The sequence below is a fragment of the Stenotrophomonas sp. PvP093 genome (assembly GCF_017876915.1).
Lineage (GTDB): Bacteria > Pseudomonadota > Gammaproteobacteria > Xanthomonadales > Xanthomonadaceae > Stenotrophomonas > Stenotrophomonas muris.
This window is the reverse complement of the sequence record NZ_JAGIOX010000004.1, coordinates 1,188,485-1,204,149: the sequence shown is the minus strand read 5'-3', so window position 1 is coordinate 1,204,149 and position 15,665 is coordinate 1,188,485. Positions and strand designations below refer to the sequence as shown.

Sequence of the window (15,665 nt, the reverse complement as noted above, 5' to 3'; positions counted from 1 at the left end):
GCCCGGATTGTACATTGCCGGCCAGGCGCACGACCCGTCGCCCGCCGCTCACGCCACGCCTGCCTCAGTCCTCCGACAAGTATGACGCGCCTCCCAGCTGGCGCGCCTGGCGCTGGATCCATGCGGCGCGCCGCTGCACATACGGCCCCGGTGCGGCCGCGTTGTAGCGTCGCGGTGCCGGCAGTACCGCCGCCAGTCGCGCACTCTCGGCCGGGCTCAACCGGGCCGCGTCCTTGCCCCAGTATTTCTGGGCTGCCGCCTGCGCACCGTACACACCATCACCGAACTCGGCGATGTTGGCGTACATCTCCAGGATGCGCTCCTTCGGCCACAGCGCCTCGATCAGCACCGTGTACCAGACTTCCAGGCCCTTGCGGATCCAGCTGCGGCCCTGCCACAGGAACAGGTTCTTGGCCACCTGCTGGCTGATCGTGCTGGCGCCACGCAGGCGCCCTCCCCTGGCGTTATGGTCGCGGGCCTTTTCGATGGCCTGCAGATCGAAGCCATTGTGGTCGGGGAAGCGCTGGTCCTCGGCCGCCACCAGCGAGATCGGCAGGCTCGGCGCCATCTGGTCGAGGTCGCGCCACTGGTAATGCAGCCGATAGGACCAGTCCGCCTCGCCCAGCGCCTCGCCATAACGCCACAGCATCACCGTGGACACCGGCGGGTCGATGAACCGCAGCACCAGCACCTGCAGGCAGCTGAAGGCGGCCAGCAGCACCGGCAGCCACAGCAGCCGCTTCCAGCGCCAGCGTCGCCTGCGCGGTGCGGCCACCTCCGCCACTACCTTGTGCTGCTCTCCCGCTGCCCCCATTACTGGTGCATCCTTCTTCTGTCTGGTTGTCGGCGCATTATCCGGCAACCGCCCCCGTTTACGCGCGATGTGAGACGATGACCGCCAACTCCGATTCCCTGATCCGTTTCCTGCTCCCCGACGCCGGCGTCCGCGGCGTGCATGTGCACCTGCAGGCCACCTGGCAGGAAATCCTGTCCCACGCCGTGTACCCGGACGCCGCTGCCGAGCTGCTCGGCGAGGCCTGTGTCGCCTCGGCCCTGTTCACCGGCCACACCAAGATCGACGGCCGCCTGTCAGTGCAGCTGCGCAGCAGCACTGCCCTGCGCACCCTGTTCGCCGAATGCACCGCGGGCGGCACCCTGCGTGGCATCGCCCAGCTCAGCGAAGGCGCCGACGCGCCGCGTGACCTGTCCAGCCTCGGCGATGACGCCATCCTCGCCATCACCATCGAGAACCCCGGCCTGGACCCGCGCGAGCCGCAGCGCTACCAGAGCCTGGTCGCGCTGACCGCGCCGGAACTGGACGAGGCCTTCGAGGACTACTTCCGCCAGTCGGAGCAGCTGCCCACCCGCCTGCTGCTGGCGGCCGACCGCAACGGTGCCGCCGGCCTGCTGCTGCAGAAACTGCCGGGCGACGAAGGCGACGAAGATGGCTGGGCGCGCGCCAGCGCCCTGTTCGAGACCCTGGGCAGGGCCGAACTGCTGGCGACCCCGGCCGAGCAGCTGCTGCACCGCCTGTTCCACGAGGAGCGGCCGGAGCTGCTGGGTGAAAAGCCGCTCTCCTTCGCCTGCTCCTGCTCGCGCGAGCGGGTGGCCGGCATGCTGCAGTCGCTGGGGGAAGAGGAGGCCCGAGCGGCCGCCGAGGACACTGGCGCCGTCGAGGTGCGTTGCGAATTCTGCGGACGCGAGTATCACTTTCCATTGACGGAGTTCGGCATACTGTTCCACGGCGCCCAGGGGGCTGTACCGGCGCCTGAACGACTTCAGTGAACGGCAGTCTTGTACCTGGGGAGGATCAAGGCTTGTTAAGAATTCATAAACACCCTAGGATCGAGTTCCCGTCCCCACGGGAACTTCCGTTGTCTGTCCCTGTCTGAACTGGTCCGATGCGTACCTTCCTGCGTCTACCGCTGGCCCTGCTGATCGCCCTTGGCGCGATCACGGGCGTGCATGCGCAGAGCAAGGACACCCGCACCGTGCTGCCGGTCTGGAACAAGGGCAGCGGCAAGGTCGAGGCGCTGCTGTACCTTGAGCCGACCGGCGAACAGGCGGCCGGCGCCCGCTGGCATTTCGGCCGCAACTCGCTGGACGCGGCCTTTGGCCTGTCCTCCGGCGATTCGCTGGGCCTGCTCTGCAACAGCAGCAGCGGCACCAGCATCAGCGGTCTGGCCAGCCATTGCATGCTGGCCAGCCTGGGCGACGAGGATGATCTGAACAGCCGTCGTTTCAGCGGTACCGCCGCGCTGAACCGCGGCAACAGCCGCCTGGGCATCACCGCCGGCACTGGCCGTGAAACCCTGCCCGCCTGGTTGTCGGGCCCGAACAAGACGCCCTCGCTGCGTGCCGAGCAGAACGATCTGACCGTGTTCGCGCAGAAGAACATCGGTCGCGAAGGCTTCGTCTCCATTGCCGGTACCTACGCCAAGGCGCGCCTGGTTCCGCTGGCCGACGCCTCGCCGGCCATCGTCGATCGCTGGGACAGCAAGAGCCTGAGCATCGGCGCCGGTTACGGCAACTTCACCGGCAGCATCATCGGCCGCGTGGTCGACGTCCCGGGCAAGCCCGGCAAGTGGGAAGGCCTGGGCATCGGCCTGACCTGGCGTACCCCGTGGTCCGGCCAGCTCACCGTCGGCGCCGAGAATGTGATCAGCCGCGGCAAGAATCCGTTCTCCCCGCGCAACGAAAGCAACGACGACGGCACCGTGCCGTATGTGCGTTACGAACAGGATCTCTGATCCCGGTAAACAGGCTCAGCAACGATATTCCCAAAGGCGCCGAAAGGCGCCTTTTGCATGTGCAAGCCTGCCGCGCACTTGCGTAACCGGTATCGCCGCTGGGCGATGAAACGCTGCGCACCGACATAGTGAGATACATTTCAATCGAAACTTTTTTCATCATTCTGCGTTAACAAACGAGGCAGAGCGCCCTGACCATGCCGGTAAACTATTGAGTGGCATGGGAAAAGCGCATCTTTACCAAAATCACAGGCTTGATTAACACAGCTTTAATTCTTGGCGAACGCCCGTTACTATCGGGTCAGCCTCGCGATTTGGGAGCGCTTTTTCGCTCCCCCGCCGGGCATTAACCCCAGCCAAGATTTCTTGGAGAGAGAGAGCCAATGAAACTCAAGTCCAGCCAGCTGCGTGACGCAGTTGTGATCGCGCTTGTCGCCGGTGCCACCACCGCGACGGCCCACGCCCAGGAAGCCACCAACCTCGACCGCATCGAGGTCACCGGTTCGCGCATCCGTCAGGTCGATACCGAAACCGCCCAGCCCGTTCTGAGCATCAGCCGCGCTTCGATCGAGAAGAGCGGTTTCAAGACAGTTGCCGACGTCCTGCAGAACATCTCTGCCGCTGGCAGCCCGGCCATCAGCCGTTCCGAGCCGCTGTCCTCCGGCGAAGCCGTCGGTGGCTTCTACATCGACCTGCGCAACCTCGGCGCCGAACGCACCCTGGTGCTGGTCGACGGCAAGCGCCTCGGCGCCAGCGTCAGCGGCCTGCAGGACGTGTCGCAGATCCCGTCGGCCATCGTCGAGCGCATCGACGTCCTGAAGGACGGCGCCTCGTCGATCTACGGCTCCGACGCGATCGCCGGCGTGATCAACATCATCACCCGCAAGAACTTCCAGGGCCTGGAAGCCAACGCCTACGTCGGCCAGTACGGCGAAGGCGACGGCCAGAAGAGCAGCTTCGACTTCGTGGCCGGCTTCACCGGTGATCGTGGTTCGGTCACCATCGGTGCGGAATACGCCGAAGAAAAGGCCGTCTGGGCCAAGAATCGCTGGTTCAGCAAGTCGCAGCGCACGGATCGCCACCCGGACCGCGGCTGGACCCCGGTCAGCCAGTGGGGCGCGGTCTATGACGTCAATGATCCGAATGCACCGTTGCTGACGCTGAACCGTGGTGGAAATCCGTTCGATCCGAACGCCTATCACGAGACCGACCTCACCCCGATCACCGGTGACGTCAGCAACTCCAACGAGCAGATGCACCTGCTGACGCCGACCAAGCGTCGTTCGGTGTTCGCCAACGTACAGTACGACCTGACCGACAACATCCGCTTCGTCTCCGACCTGCTGTACACCCGTCGCGAGTCGCAGGCCCAGGTCGCCGGTTATCCGCTGCAGTCGGCCGACTATGAGCGTCAGCTGGGTACCGTGCTCTCGCAGGACAGCTACTACAACCCGTTCGGCACCGACATGGGCTTCATCCGCCGTGGCTGGGAAGTGCCGCGCCTGTCGACCAACAAGCTGACCACCTTCCGCTTCACTGGCGCCCTGCAGGGCAGCTTCCAGTTCAATGACAAGTACTTCGACTGGGAAGCCGGCTACATCTACCAGAACTCGGAGAACCTGCAGACCCAGACCGGCAACTACAACATGCTGGCGGTCACCCAGGCCACCGGCGCGTCGTTCCTCAACCCGGCCACCGGCCGCGTCGAGTGCGGCACGGCCGCCGGCCTGGCCGCGGGCACCAACCCGATCTATGGCCCGGGCCCGGGCGGCTGCATTCCGTGGAATCCGGCCATTCCGTACGGCCGTACCGGCGACGGCGGCCTGACCGGCAATCCTGCCCTGCAGCAGTTCCTGTTCCCGACCACCAAGAACACCGGTGAAGTCACCACCAAGACCTACTACGCGAACATCGCCGGCAGCCTGTTCACCCTGCCCGCCGGCGACCTGGGCTTCGCGCTGGGTTACGAGTACCGCGAAGACAAGGGCACCTACGTCCCGGATGCGCTGTCACAGTCGGGCTACTCGACCGATCTGGCGGCCGGCCCGACCGGTGGTGGCTACAACGTCAACGAAGTGTATCTGGAGCTGAATGTTCCGATCCTGGCCGACCTGCCGGGTGCCAAGGAACTGAGCTTCAACGCCGCATCGCGCTACTCGAAGTACAACACCTTCGGCAACACCACCAACAACAAGTTCGGCCTGAAGTGGAAGCCGATCGACCAGTTGCTGGTGCGTGCCACCTATGCCGAGGGCTTCCGCGCACCGACCATCGATAATCTGTACGGTGGCAGCTCGCAGACCTTCGCCTACTTCACCGATCCGTGCGATACCGATTTCGGCCTGGCTGCCAGCGATCCGGCCACCGCCCAGCGTTGCGCCGCCGCTCTGGGCGCGCTGGCCCCGAATTTCCGCCAGCTGAAGCAGGGTTACGTCCCGGCGGAAGGTCAGGATGAGCAGAGCCCGGTGCCGTTCAACGCCGTCTCCAACCCGAACCTGACTCCGGAAAAGTCCAAGTCCAAGACCGTCGGCCTGGTGTGGAGCCCGACCTTTGCCCAGGGCCTGAACATGAGCCTGGACTGGTGGAACATCAAGATCACCAACACCATCGTCACCGACGATCCGACCACCCAGCTCAACGACTGCTACGTACTCGGCATCGCCGACCGCTGCAACTCGTTCACCCGCGACGCAACCCGTGGCATCGTGACCAACCTGACCTACGCACCACGTAATGCCGGTTACCAGGAAACCGAAGGCTTCGACTTCGATGTGGCCTATCGCTTCGAAACCAGCAGCTGGGGCAGCTTCAACGCCAACCTGCAGAACACCTACGTCAGCAAGAACGTGCTGAAGACCACCAACGCGCAGCAGGTGCCGGTGTCGATCCTCAACGGCTTCAGCAGCAACTTCCGCCTGCGTTCGAACCTGGTGCTGGGCTGGGAATACGGCGATTGGGGCATTACCTGGGGTACGCGCTACTTCTCCAGCGTGAAGGAACAGTGCTACTTCTCGACCGAGTGCAGCCTGCCTGACTTCGGCTCGCCGGATCCGGCACGCGACCAGCCGATGAACCGCCGTGGCGCCACCACCTTCCACGACGTCCAGGTCTCCTGGAACGCACCGTGGAATGCAACCATCGCCGTGGGCGCGCGTAACGTGTTCGATCATTACGGCCCGCAGATGTACTCGGCGCCGAACTCGCAGTACTCCTACTACGGTGGCTACGACATCGGTCGCTTCATGTACATGCAGTACAAGCAGAAGTTCTGATCGGCACTCTGATCAGCTGATGCAGCAACGGCCCCGCAAGGGGCCGTTGCTCTTTGTGTCGCATGGAAACAGCTGGCCAGGCACAACAAAAAAGGCCGCGGTGTCGCCGCGGCCTTCCTTCGACATCATTCCCGGGCGCTCATCCGTTCGGAATCAGCGTCTCGATCAGATGCTCGACGTACGCTTCGAAATCCTCGCGTGCCTGCTTGGGCTGCTGCAGCTGCAGCGACAACTGCAGGAAGCCGACATAGGCGGCATAGGCCAGGCGCGCGCGATGGCGTGCATCGGTCGAGCTGAGGCCGGCCTGGCGGAACGACGCGACCAGATAATCGAGGCGGCGCTGCGAGACGCGGTCGATCACCGGCCGCACCATCGGATGATCCAGTGCCTTCAGCAGCTCGCTGTAGATGATGTGCGGCTGCACTTCATGCGCCACCATCTGGAACAGCTGGCGCAGGCGCACGCGCGGATCCGGCACGTCTTCCAGGCTGCCGAACACCTGTTCCTGTTCGAACAGTTCCCAGCGCTCCAGCGCCGCTTGCAGCAATGCATCGCGCGAAGGGAAATGCCAGTAGAAACTGCCCTTGGTGACGCCGAGCCGCCGTGCCAGCGGTTCCACCGCGACGGCGCCGACACCTTGTTCAGCAATCAGATCGAGGGCCGCCTGGGCCCAGTCTTCGGCACTCAGGCGGCTGTTGCGGCCGGCGCGCGGTTCGCCGGCGGAAGCGTCAGGTTGATTCATGGGCTGATTTAACCATACGCCGGGGTTCGTTGCAGTACGCGGTTGCGGTCGAAACCGTCGCAGCCTCCCAGGCGAGGTCCATTCAGGCGACTTCCGCAGCGCACCATACCGTGCAGTATTGACTTCCCCCCGAACCGATCCATACTAGCAAGTATGGTTACGTCCCCACCTCCCGCTGCGTTCCATGACCTGCGCCTGGACGCCGCCCATGGCGCCCGCCTGGCCGCCACCGCCAGCGACCATGGCCGGCGCGGCCGGGTGCTGTTCGCGCATGGCTTCGGCCAGACCCGCCACGCCTGGAATGCCACTGCCCGCGCACTGAATGCCGCCGGCCTGCAGACGCTGGCCTACGACGCCCGCGGCCACGGCGATTCGGACTGGAATGCCGCCAACCTGCCCTATCACGGCGAACAGTTCGCCGATGACCTGATCGTGCTGGCCGGCGAGCAGCCGCGCCCGCCGGTACTGGTTGCCGCATCGATGGGCGGGCTGTTCGGCCTGCTGGCCGAGTCGCGCTGGCCCGGCCTGTTCTCGGCGATGGTGCTGGTCGACATCACCCCGCGCTGGGATACCGCCGGCGTCGAGCGCATCCTCGCCTTCATGACCGCCCATCCCGACGGCTTCGCTTCGCTGGCCCAGGCCGCCGACGTGATCTCGGCGTACATGCCGCACCGTCCGCGCAAATCCGAGCAGTCGCTGCGTGCGCTGCTGCGCGAGGACGGCCGCGGCCGCTGGCGCTGGCACTGGGATCCGCGCCTGGTGGCCGAACTGGCCCGCGACAGCGAACAGCACCAGGACGCACTGGCCGAGGCCGCGCGCCAGGTGAAGTGCCCGCTGCTGCTGGTCAGCGGCGGACGCAGCGACCTGGTCACGCCGCAGACCGTGGCCGAGTTCCTGGCGTTGGCGCCGCATGCGCGCCATGTGCAGCTGCCGCAGGCCACGCATATGGTCGCCGGCGATGACAACGACGCCTTTACCGCTACTGTGTTGGACTATCTGGACGTGTTGCCCGCAGCGGACGCTGCGGCTTCGTCCGCCACAAACGAGCACGTCACCGGAGCACGCTCATGAGCATCGTTCTTCCCTTCCTCGCCCTGCTGCTGGCAGGCGCGTTCGTCGCCTATCACCGCATGCGGCTGGTTACCTGGACGCTGATCAGCGTGGCCCTGCTGGCTGCCTGCTGGTTCATTCCCTACGTCAACCAGACCGCCACGATCGTCGCGGCCGCCGTGTTGGCCGTCATCGCCGTGCCGCTGCTGCTGCCGTTCATCCGCAAGCCGCTGCTGACCGGCCCGATGATGAAGGTGTTCCGCAAGGTGCTGCCGCCGCTGTCGCAGACCGAGCGCATCGCACTGGAAACCGGTTCGGTCGGTTTCGAGGGCGAACTGTTCACCGGTGATCCGGACTGGAACATCCTGCTCAACTATCCCAAGCCGCAGCTGACCGCCGAGGAACAGGCCTTCCTCGATGGCCCGGTGGAAGAGCTGTGCGCGATGGTCAACGACTGGGAAATCACCCACGTCCATGCGGACCTGCCGCCGGAACTGTGGGCCTTCATCAAGAAGAACAAGTTCTTCGGCATGATCATCCCGAAGGAATATGGCGGGCTGGGCTTCTCCGCACTGGCCCACCACAAGGTGATCCAGAAGCTGGCGTCGGTGTCTTCGGTGGTCAGCTCCACCGTCGGCGTGCCCAACTCGCTGGGCCCGGGTGAACTGCTGGTGCATTACGGCACCCAGGAACAGAAGGACCAGTACCTGCCGCGCCTGGCCGATGGCCGCGAAGTGCCCTGCTTCGGCCTGACCGGTCCGTTCGCCGGCTCCGACGCCACCTCGATCCCGGACTACGGCATCGTCTGCAGGGGCGAGTGGAACGGCGAGCAGGTGCTCGGCGTCAAGCTCACCTTCGACAAGCGCTACATCACCTTGGCCCCGGTCGCTTCGCTGATCGGCCTGGCGTTCCGCATGTACGACCCGGATGGCCTGATCGGCGATACCCGCGACATCGGCATCACCCTGGGCCTGCTGCCACGCGACACCGCCGGCGTTGAAATCGGCCGTCGCCACTTCCCGCTGAACTCGACGTTCCAGAACGGCCCGATCCGCGGCAAGGACGTGTTCATTCCGCTGACCCAGCTGATCGGTGGCGCGGCCATGGCCGGCAAGGGCTGGAACATGCTCAACGAGTGCCTGGCCGTGGGCCGCTCGATCACCCTGCCGTCCACCGCCAGTGGTGGTGCCAAGGCCGGTGCCGCGGTGACCGGCGCCTATGCGCGCATCCGCAAGCAGTTCGGCCTGTCGGTCGGCCGCTTCGAGGGCGTGGAAGAAGCGCTGGCCCGCATCGGCGGCAAGGCGTACAAGATCAGTGCGCTGTCGCAGGCCACCGCCGCCGCGGTTGACCGTGGCGACGTGCCGTCGGTGCCGTCGGCGATCGCCAAGTACCACTGCACCACCATGAGTCGCGAAGTGATCTCGGACATGATGGACGTGATCGGCGGCAAGGGCATCATCCTGGGGCCGCGCAACTTCGCTGGCCGCAGCTGGCAGGCCGCGCCGATCGCGATCACCGTGGAAGGCGCCAACATCATGACCCGCAGCCTGCTGATCTTCGGCCAGGGTGCGATCCTCTGCCACCCGTGGGTGCTGAAGGAAATGAAGGCCGCGCAGGATCCGGATACCCGCGCCGGCCTGCAGGACTTCGACCGCAGCCTGTTCGGCCACATCCGCTTCGGCATCTCCAATGCCGTGCGTTCGTTCTGGTTCGGCCTGACCGGCGCGCGCTTCGGTGCCGCCCCGGGCGACGCCTATACCCGCCGCTACTTCCGCAAGCTGGACCGCTACTCGGCCAACCTGGCGCTGATGGCCGACATCTCGATGATGACCCTCGGCGGCAAGCTGAAGTTCAAGGAATCGCTGTCCGGCCGCCTGGGCGATGTGCTGAGCCACGTCTACATGACCAGTGCCATGCTCAAGCGCTACCACGACGAAGGCGCACCGCAGGCCGACCAGCCGCTGCTGGCCTGGGCCTTCCATGACAGCGTGCACAAGATCGAAGAGTCGCTGTCGGCCGCACTGCGCAACTTCCCGATCCGTCCGATCGGCTGGCTGATGTGGGCACTGATCTTCCCGCTGGGCCGTCGTGCCGAGGCTCCGGGCGATCGCCTGAGCCGTCGTGTCGCCGCCCTGCTGATGGCGCCGAATGAAGCCCGCGACCGTCTGGCCAGTGGCGTGTTCCTGACCCCGTGCGAGAACAACCCGGGCGGCCGTATCAACAGCTACCTGAGCAAGGCGATCATGGCCGAGCCGGTGGAGCGCAAGTTCCTGAAGGCGCTGAAGAGCAAGGGCATCGAGGCGCTGGACTTCAAGGGGCAGCTGGACGAAGCCGTGGCCGAGGGCGTGATCACCCAGGATGAGCGCAGCCTGCTGGAAGAGCTGCGCACGCTGACCCTGGACACCATCACCGTGGACGACTTCGACACCCACGAACTGCGCGCGGCCAGCTACTACGACCGCCAGCACAAGGACCCGCATTCGCAGGCAGCCTGATCGCCCGCGACACGCGTTGCTTCGACGGCGGGCCTCGGCCCGCCGTCGCTTTATCCGCCGACCGGAATACCCACCATGTCCACGCCCCTGCTCTCGCTTTACCACCGGCTGCAGCGCTGGCCCGCCGGCACCTGGCTGTTCTCGCGCGCGGTGTGCTTCAAGGCGCCCTACTTCGCCAGCATCGCGCCACGCATCACCCGCCTGGAACACGGCCGCTGCGAAGGCACGCTGGCCGACCGCCGCAGGGTGCGCAACCACATCGGCACGGTGCACGCGATCGCGATGTGCAACCTGGCCGAACTGACCGCCGGGTTGATGGTCGATGCATCGCTGCCGAAGGGCATGCGCTGGATCCCGAAGGGGATGCAGGTGCAGTACCTGGCCAAGGCACGTGGCACGCTGCAGGCGGTGGCGTTGCCGGCACAGCCGATTGTCGTCGCGGCCGAGGGCTATGCGCTGCCGGTGACGGTGAGCGTGCGCGACCGTGCGGGCACGGAGGTGTTCAGCGCGGTGATCGACATGTGGTTGTCGCCGGCGAAGTAGGTCCCCGCGAACGGCGCAGCCCCTCGTGGGTGGACGGTTGATCGCGGAAAGCCCTGGTTAGGCTGGGGACGGTGGGTTCGCGGGGGACGCCGTGAACCCATCCCTGGGGGCTTGGCCGCGGCATCCATGCCGCGGACACCCCCGCGAACCCACCGCCCCCAGCCTCGGACGCATCTCTGCGGCGTCCACCCACGCAAGAGAAAAAAGAAGGGCAGAAGCAAAAGCAAAAGCGGCCCACCGGCCGCTTTTTGCTGTTGCTGTTGCTGTTGCTCTTGAACTTCTTTTTCTTCTCCGTGGGCTGGCCGCGCCCTGAAACTGTCAGGGGTGTGGCGGGTGGGCCGTTCAGGGGCGTTGGCGCCATGGATGGCGCCATCGAGCTTACATGGACGTACTTGCAGCGTCCCCTGCACGGCCCACCCGCCACCCCCAACACATGACCCGCTCCACGCGACCAACCCACGAGGGGCTGCGCCGTTGGCTGGAAACTACGCCAGCGCGCGAAACACCAACGCCAGGATCGCCGGCACCGCCTGGATCATGAAAATACGGCGGCTCACGCTGTACGCGCCATAGCACCCCGCCACCACCACGCAGGCCAGCGAGAACGTCACCAGCACCGGCTGATCGATCACCAGCCCCACCACGATGCCTGCCGCCAGGAAGCCGTTGTACAGGCCCTGGTTGGCCGCCAGCACGCGCGTGGCCCCGGCCTTCTCCGGCGTGTTGCGGAAGGTCTTCAGGCCCAGCGGGCGGGTCCACAGGAACATCTCCAGCACCAGGAAATAGACGTGCAGCAGTGCGACCAGCAAGGTCAGGGCGAGTGCGATCCAGTACATGTGCGGTTCCTTGGACAGGGAAGGAGAATGGGGTCAGCGCCCTTTCCCCGCGGGAAAGGGCCCTGACCCCGGCAAATCAACGGTCGCGCGGCAGCTTCTTTTCTTCGCGCAGCACGCCGAACGCAGCCAGGGTCATGAAGCCGGCCACAAGCACGCCGCCGATGAACACCACGTGCGAACCGAACAGGGTCAGTGCCTTGTGGATCCAGGTGAACCCCAGGTCCGCGCCGCGGTACACCACGGTGTCGATCGCCGCGCCGGCCTTGTAGCGCCACTGCCGGTCCACGCGCGTGTAGATGGTCTCGCGCGCCGGCTTGGCCAGTGCGAATTCGCTGGCGCGGGTCATCACCTGCACCACCGCGACCATCAACGGCATCGGCGAGGCTGCCAGCACCGAGAAGCCGATCAGGATCGCGAAACCGGGAATCAGCAGCGCCGGCGCGATGCCGTGGCGCGACAGCAGCCAGCGGGTCAGGCCCACCTGCATCAGCAGCGCCAGCGCGTTCACCGCCAGGTCGATGCGCGAGAAGAACGCGGTACTGGCCGCCGGGTCGGTAAACGCCGCGCGCACGATGCTGGCCTGCTGGTTGTACAGCAGCGTGCCGACGCCCACGCCGAACACCACCATCACCGCCAGCCAGCGCAGCAGTGGCTCGCGCACGATCAGTTTCAGGCCGTCCAGCACGCTGCCGCCCATCGGTTGCTCGCCGGACACCAGTTGCTGCTCGCGTTCGCGCAGCACCGCCCAATGCCGCAGCCGCCAGATGCACAACAGGCACACGACCAGGAATGCTGCCGAGACCAGCATCAGGTTGGCGATGCCCACGCGCTGGGCCAGCGCGCTGGTGATCAACGGGCCGAGGAACGCGCCAACGGTGCCGGCCGCACCGATGTAGCCGTAGTAGGCACGCGCCTGTGCGTTGGAGAACACGTCGGCCATGAAGCTCCAGAACACCGCCACCGCGAACAGGTTGAAGACCATCACCCAGAGGAAGAAGGCCATGCCCCGCCCTGGCACGTGACTGTCGAACAGTGCGTAGAACCCCAGCAGGGTGACGATGAAGAAGCCGTACACCACGGGAAGGAACACACGGCGCGGGAAGCGGCTGACCAGCCAGCCGTACACCGGCTGCAGCACCAGCATGATCACGAACACGCAGGAGAACAGGAACTGCAGGACGAAGTCCTTCAACGCGATGCCATGGCTGGCGAACCAGGTGATCAGCACGGGCGGGAACACCGTTTCCAGGTCCGCCGAGGCGGCCATGGCCTCACGCACCGGGCGCAGCACGTAGTAGCCGCTGAGCAGGCAGAAGAAGTACAGGAACGACCACCACAGCGCCGGCGACTCGCGCAGCGCCGCCGCCAGGCCCTGCAGCGGCCCCTTGCCCGATGCAGCGCTCATGCAGCGCCCCTCGCCCACAGACGGCGGTTGGACAGCAGCATGGCAGGCTCCGGGGCGGTGAAGCGCGTACGTTAGCCAATGCACTGCAACATCGCCAGCGTGACGCGCCCTCGCGCCTGCGGACGGACGCGACGACCGGCCTGGACGACACGTTCCGATACACACTTTCGGGGCGTCAAAATTCCAACTTTTTCAACAAGATGCGCATTCATCTTCGCTCTGTTTGTGCACAGGGGAAAAGCGGCGCTAGAATCGCCATCAGCAGTCGCGCACGGGTCCAACCGATGAAAAAGAACAGCCTGCGTCGTCCGATCCGTTCGGCGGCCACCGGTTTGCTGGGCATGTTGATGCCCGTTGCCTTGTCCACCACCGCGCAGACACCGCCGGCGTTGCCGCCGATGCCGACCAACATCGAATCCGCGACGGCTGCCACCGTCGCCCACACCCAGCCTGCGGCCTACCGCACCGGTCTGGTGCCGCGCGTCCAGGCGCCGGCGGCTGGCTTCAACGTCGCCAACATCGAATCGATGGCGCAGCAGCTGACCTATGGCGAGCGCGTGCCAGGCATGGCGGTGGCGATCGTGCAGGGCGGCCGCATTCTCAGCGCGCGTGGCTATGGCGTCACCGACGTCAACAACCCGCTGCCGGTCGATGCGCACACCGTGTTCCGCCTGGCCTCGCTGTCCAAGGCCTTCGCCGGCACCATGGCCGGCCTGCTGGTCAACGACGGCACGCTGCGCTGGGACAGCAAGGTCACCGACTACGTGCCGGGCTTCCGCCTCAATTCGCCCGAAGCCACCGACCGCCTGACCGTGGCCGACGTGCTCAGCCATCGCGTCGGCCTGCCGTACAACGCCTACGACCGCGACATCGAAGGCAACGCCGAGTACTACGCGCTGACCCAGAAGCTGGCCAACACCAGCCTGAAATGCCTGCCGGGCGACTGCTACGCCTACCAGAACGTGGCCTTCAGCCTGATCGGCGACGTGGTCTATGCGGCCTCGGGCAGCTTCTACGAGCAGTCGGTCGAGCGCCGCATCTTCAAGCCGCTGGGCATGAATGATGCCAGTCTCGGCCTGGCCGGCATCCAGGCCAGCTCGCGCTGGGCGCGTCCGCACGTGCGCAGCCGCAACGGCTGGGTCTCGCTGACGCCCAAGCCCACCTATTACCGCGTCGCTCCGGCGGCTGGCGTCAACGCCAGCGCCAGCGACATGGCGCAGTGGCTGCTGGCCCACACCGGCCATCGCCCCGACGTGCTGCCGGCACCGCTGCTGGCCACCCTGCATTCGAGCCTGATCAACACGCCGGGCGAGATGCGTTCGGGCTGGCGCCGTGAGCGCCTGCACTCGGCGGGCTACGCATTGGGTTGGCGTACCTTCGACTACGCCGGCCACGACGTGGTGTTCCATGCAGGTGCCGTGCAGGGCTATCGCGGCCTGGTCGCGCTGGTGCCGGAACGTGACCTCGGCATCGCCATCCTCTGGAATGGCGAAAGCGGCCTGCCCAGCGGCCTGCTGCCGACCGTGCTCGACTCGGCTCTTGGCCTGCCGGCGCAGCGCTGGCTGGACGTGGACACCGACTTCGGCAGCGACAACCTGATGGCCGAGGGCGCAAGCCCGGCGCAGCAGGACAAGCGCAAGGGCAAGGGCGCCTCGGGCAACCGCGCGGTGGCTTCGCCGCGCTGACCAGGCGGGCTCGACCGTGTGTGCGAAGGGCGGCCCATCGGTCGCCCTTTTTGTTGGCCGTTGCAGCGTCGAGCCCATGCTCGGCTCTGCAGTTCCGCAGCGCTAGTGCGCGAAGTAGTGCATGCCGCCGTCCACTGGAATCACCGCACCGGTGATGTAACCCGCCAGCGGCGAGGCCAGGAACGCCACCAGCGGCGCCACTTCCTCCGGTTCACCAAAGCGTCCGATCGGGATGTTGCGGGCAATGAACGCGCGTCTGCTTTCCTCGGTGGGGTGCAGGCGGTCCAGGATCTGCGCGCTGTTGATGCGCCCCGGTGCAATCGCGTTCACCGTGATGCCCTGCCCCGCCACCTCCGACGACAGGCCCTTGCTCCACAGGTGCAATGCCGCCTTCGCCGCGGTGGCCGCGTTCACCGCGCGCGGTTCCATCGAACCGCTGAAGTTGATCACCCGTCCCCATGCCTGCGCCTGCATGCCGGGCAACAGCGCCTGGGTCAGCCGTCGTGCGGCGGAGAAGTTCAGGGCGATCGCTTCCTCCCAGATATCGTCATCGGCATCGACCGTGGTCGGCCGGGAACCGCCTGCGGCATTGACCAGGATGTCGACACGCTGCAATGCCTCACGGGATGCGTCCGCGATGTACCGGAGGTCGCCGGCAACCGTGACATCGCCGGCCACGATGACCGGTGCAGCGCCGCCTTCGGCTTCGATCCGCGCCGCCAGCGCCTGCAACGGTGCCCGCTGCCGCGACGTGATGGCAACGCGCACGCCCTGGGCCGCCAGCTGCCTGGCGACGGCGGCACCGATGCCGCTGGCCGCGCCCGTCACCAACGCGGTACGGCCAGCAAGGTTCAAGTCCATGGTGTTCTCCTGTCAGCGTGGCCGGC

At 66.2% G+C, this 15,665-nt stretch carries 12 protein-coding genes; 7 read left to right on the top strand and 5 right to left on the bottom strand.

Annotated features, from left to right (window positions below):
- Window positions 1-64: 64 nt before the first annotated feature.
- Window positions 65-814, bottom strand: coding sequence for a monofunctional biosynthetic peptidoglycan transglycosylase (gene mtgA / locus J3A72_RS08115; RefSeq protein ID WP_032957384.1), 750 nt, complete (start codon window positions 812-814; stop codon window positions 65-67).
- 77 nt (window positions 815-891) lie between these two features.
- Between mtgA and J3A72_RS08110 the strand changes: the two genes are divergently transcribed.
- The 3 genes from J3A72_RS08110 to J3A72_RS08100 all read left to right on the top strand — a co-directional run bounded on the left by J3A72_RS08110 (window position 892) and on the right by J3A72_RS08100 (window position 6,022).
- Window positions 892-1,785 carry an Hsp33 family molecular chaperone HslO gene (locus tag J3A72_RS08110; RefSeq protein ID WP_075076722.1) on the top strand — a complete coding sequence of 298 codons (894 nt, stop codon included), beginning with the start codon at window positions 892-894 and terminating at the stop codon, window positions 1,783-1,785.
- 116 nt (window positions 1,786-1,901) lie between these two features.
- Entirely contained in the window at window positions 1,902-2,750 is an 849-nt protein-coding gene (locus J3A72_RS08105) for a hypothetical protein (RefSeq protein ID WP_014648071.1), read from the top strand.
- Window positions 2,751-3,133: 383 nt separating this feature from the next.
- Entirely contained in the window at window positions 3,134-6,022 is a 2,889-nt protein-coding gene (locus tag J3A72_RS08100; protein ID WP_053496147.1) for a TonB-dependent receptor, read from the top strand.
- A gap of 139 nt (window positions 6,023-6,161) precedes the next feature.
- Here J3A72_RS08100 and J3A72_RS08095 read toward each other — a convergent pair whose 3' ends face one another.
- Complete coding sequence (locus tag J3A72_RS08095) at window positions 6,162-6,764, bottom strand: TetR/AcrR family transcriptional regulator (protein WP_005418411.1); 603 nt, start codon at window positions 6,762-6,764, stop codon at window positions 6,162-6,164.
- 153 nt (window positions 6,765-6,917) lie between these two features.
- Between J3A72_RS08095 and J3A72_RS08090 the strand changes: the two genes are divergently transcribed.
- The 3 genes from J3A72_RS08090 to J3A72_RS08080 all read left to right on the top strand — a co-directional run bounded on the left by J3A72_RS08090 (window position 6,918) and on the right by J3A72_RS08080 (window position 10,852).
- Window positions 6,918-7,835 (top strand): alpha/beta hydrolase, encoded by a 918-nt coding sequence (locus J3A72_RS08090; RefSeq protein ID WP_014648073.1) that lies wholly within the window; start codon window positions 6,918-6,920, stop codon window positions 7,833-7,835.
- Window positions 7,832-10,309: an acyl-CoA dehydrogenase gene (locus tag J3A72_RS08085; RefSeq protein WP_075076721.1), complete on the top strand. Its 2,478-nt coding sequence runs from the start codon at window positions 7,832-7,834 to the stop codon at window positions 10,307-10,309. Before J3A72_RS08090 ends, J3A72_RS08085 begins: the two co-directional genes overlap by 4 nt.
- A gap of 75 nt (window positions 10,310-10,384) precedes the next feature.
- Window positions 10,385-10,852, top strand: coding sequence for a hotdog fold domain-containing protein (locus J3A72_RS08080; RefSeq protein WP_014648075.1), 468 nt, complete (start codon window positions 10,385-10,387; stop codon window positions 10,850-10,852).
- Between the two features lie 485 nt (window positions 10,853-11,337).
- Here J3A72_RS08080 and J3A72_RS08075 read toward each other — a convergent pair whose 3' ends face one another.
- Window positions 11,338-11,688, bottom strand: a complete 351-nt coding sequence (locus J3A72_RS08075) for a DUF1304 domain-containing protein (RefSeq protein ID WP_014648076.1) — start codon at window positions 11,686-11,688, stop codon at window positions 11,338-11,340.
- A 76-nt stretch (window positions 11,689-11,764) separates the two neighbouring features.
- The gene (locus tag J3A72_RS08070; protein ID WP_014648077.1) at window positions 11,765-13,093 is read right to left on the bottom strand and encodes an MFS transporter; all 1,329 of its coding nucleotides are present in this window, start codon (window positions 13,091-13,093) and stop codon (window positions 11,765-11,767) included.
- A gap of 284 nt (window positions 13,094-13,377) precedes the next feature.
- Here J3A72_RS08070 and J3A72_RS08065 point away from each other — a divergent pair, with 284 nt between their 5' ends.
- A complete protein-coding gene (locus tag J3A72_RS08065; protein WP_032960851.1) occupies window positions 13,378-14,778 on the top strand; it encodes a serine hydrolase domain-containing protein in 1,401 nt (466 codons plus the stop codon).
- Between the two features lie 102 nt (window positions 14,779-14,880).
- On the opposite strand, the gene J3A72_RS08060 is transcribed toward J3A72_RS08065, so the two are convergent.
- The gene (locus J3A72_RS08060) at window positions 14,881-15,639 is read right to left on the bottom strand and encodes an SDR family oxidoreductase (RefSeq protein WP_069116271.1); all 759 of its coding nucleotides are present in this window, start codon (window positions 15,637-15,639) and stop codon (window positions 14,881-14,883) included.
- Window positions 15,640-15,665 lie beyond the last annotated feature (26 nt).

Coding starts and splice junctions, on each gene's coding strand:
- mtgA (WP_032957384.1), bottom strand. CDS start 814: ATGGGGGCAGCGGGAGAGCAGCACAAGGTAGTGGCGGAGGTGGCCGCA.
- J3A72_RS08110 (WP_075076722.1), top strand. CDS start 892: ATGACCGCCAACTCCGATTCCCTGATCCGTTTCCTGCTCCCCGACGCC.
- J3A72_RS08105 (WP_014648071.1), top strand. CDS start 1,902: ATGCGTACCTTCCTGCGTCTACCGCTGGCCCTGCTGATCGCCCTTGGC.
- J3A72_RS08100 (WP_053496147.1), top strand. CDS start 3,134: ATGAAACTCAAGTCCAGCCAGCTGCGTGACGCAGTTGTGATCGCGCTT.
- J3A72_RS08095 (WP_005418411.1), bottom strand. CDS start 6,764: ATGAATCAACCTGACGCTTCCGCCGGCGAACCGCGCGCCGGCCGCAAC.
- J3A72_RS08090 (WP_014648073.1), top strand. CDS start 6,918: ATGGTTACGTCCCCACCTCCCGCTGCGTTCCATGACCTGCGCCTGGAC.
- J3A72_RS08085 (WP_075076721.1), top strand. CDS start 7,832: ATGAGCATCGTTCTTCCCTTCCTCGCCCTGCTGCTGGCAGGCGCGTTC.
- J3A72_RS08080 (WP_014648075.1), top strand. CDS start 10,385: ATGTCCACGCCCCTGCTCTCGCTTTACCACCGGCTGCAGCGCTGGCCC.
- J3A72_RS08075 (WP_014648076.1), bottom strand. CDS start 11,688: ATGTACTGGATCGCACTCGCCCTGACCTTGCTGGTCGCACTGCTGCAC.
- J3A72_RS08070 (WP_014648077.1), bottom strand. CDS start 13,093: ATGAGCGCTGCATCGGGCAAGGGGCCGCTGCAGGGCCTGGCGGCGGCG.
- J3A72_RS08065 (WP_032960851.1), top strand. CDS start 13,378: ATGAAAAAGAACAGCCTGCGTCGTCCGATCCGTTCGGCGGCCACCGGT.
- J3A72_RS08060 (WP_069116271.1), bottom strand. CDS start 15,639: ATGGACTTGAACCTTGCTGGCCGTACCGCGTTGGTGACGGGCGCGGCC.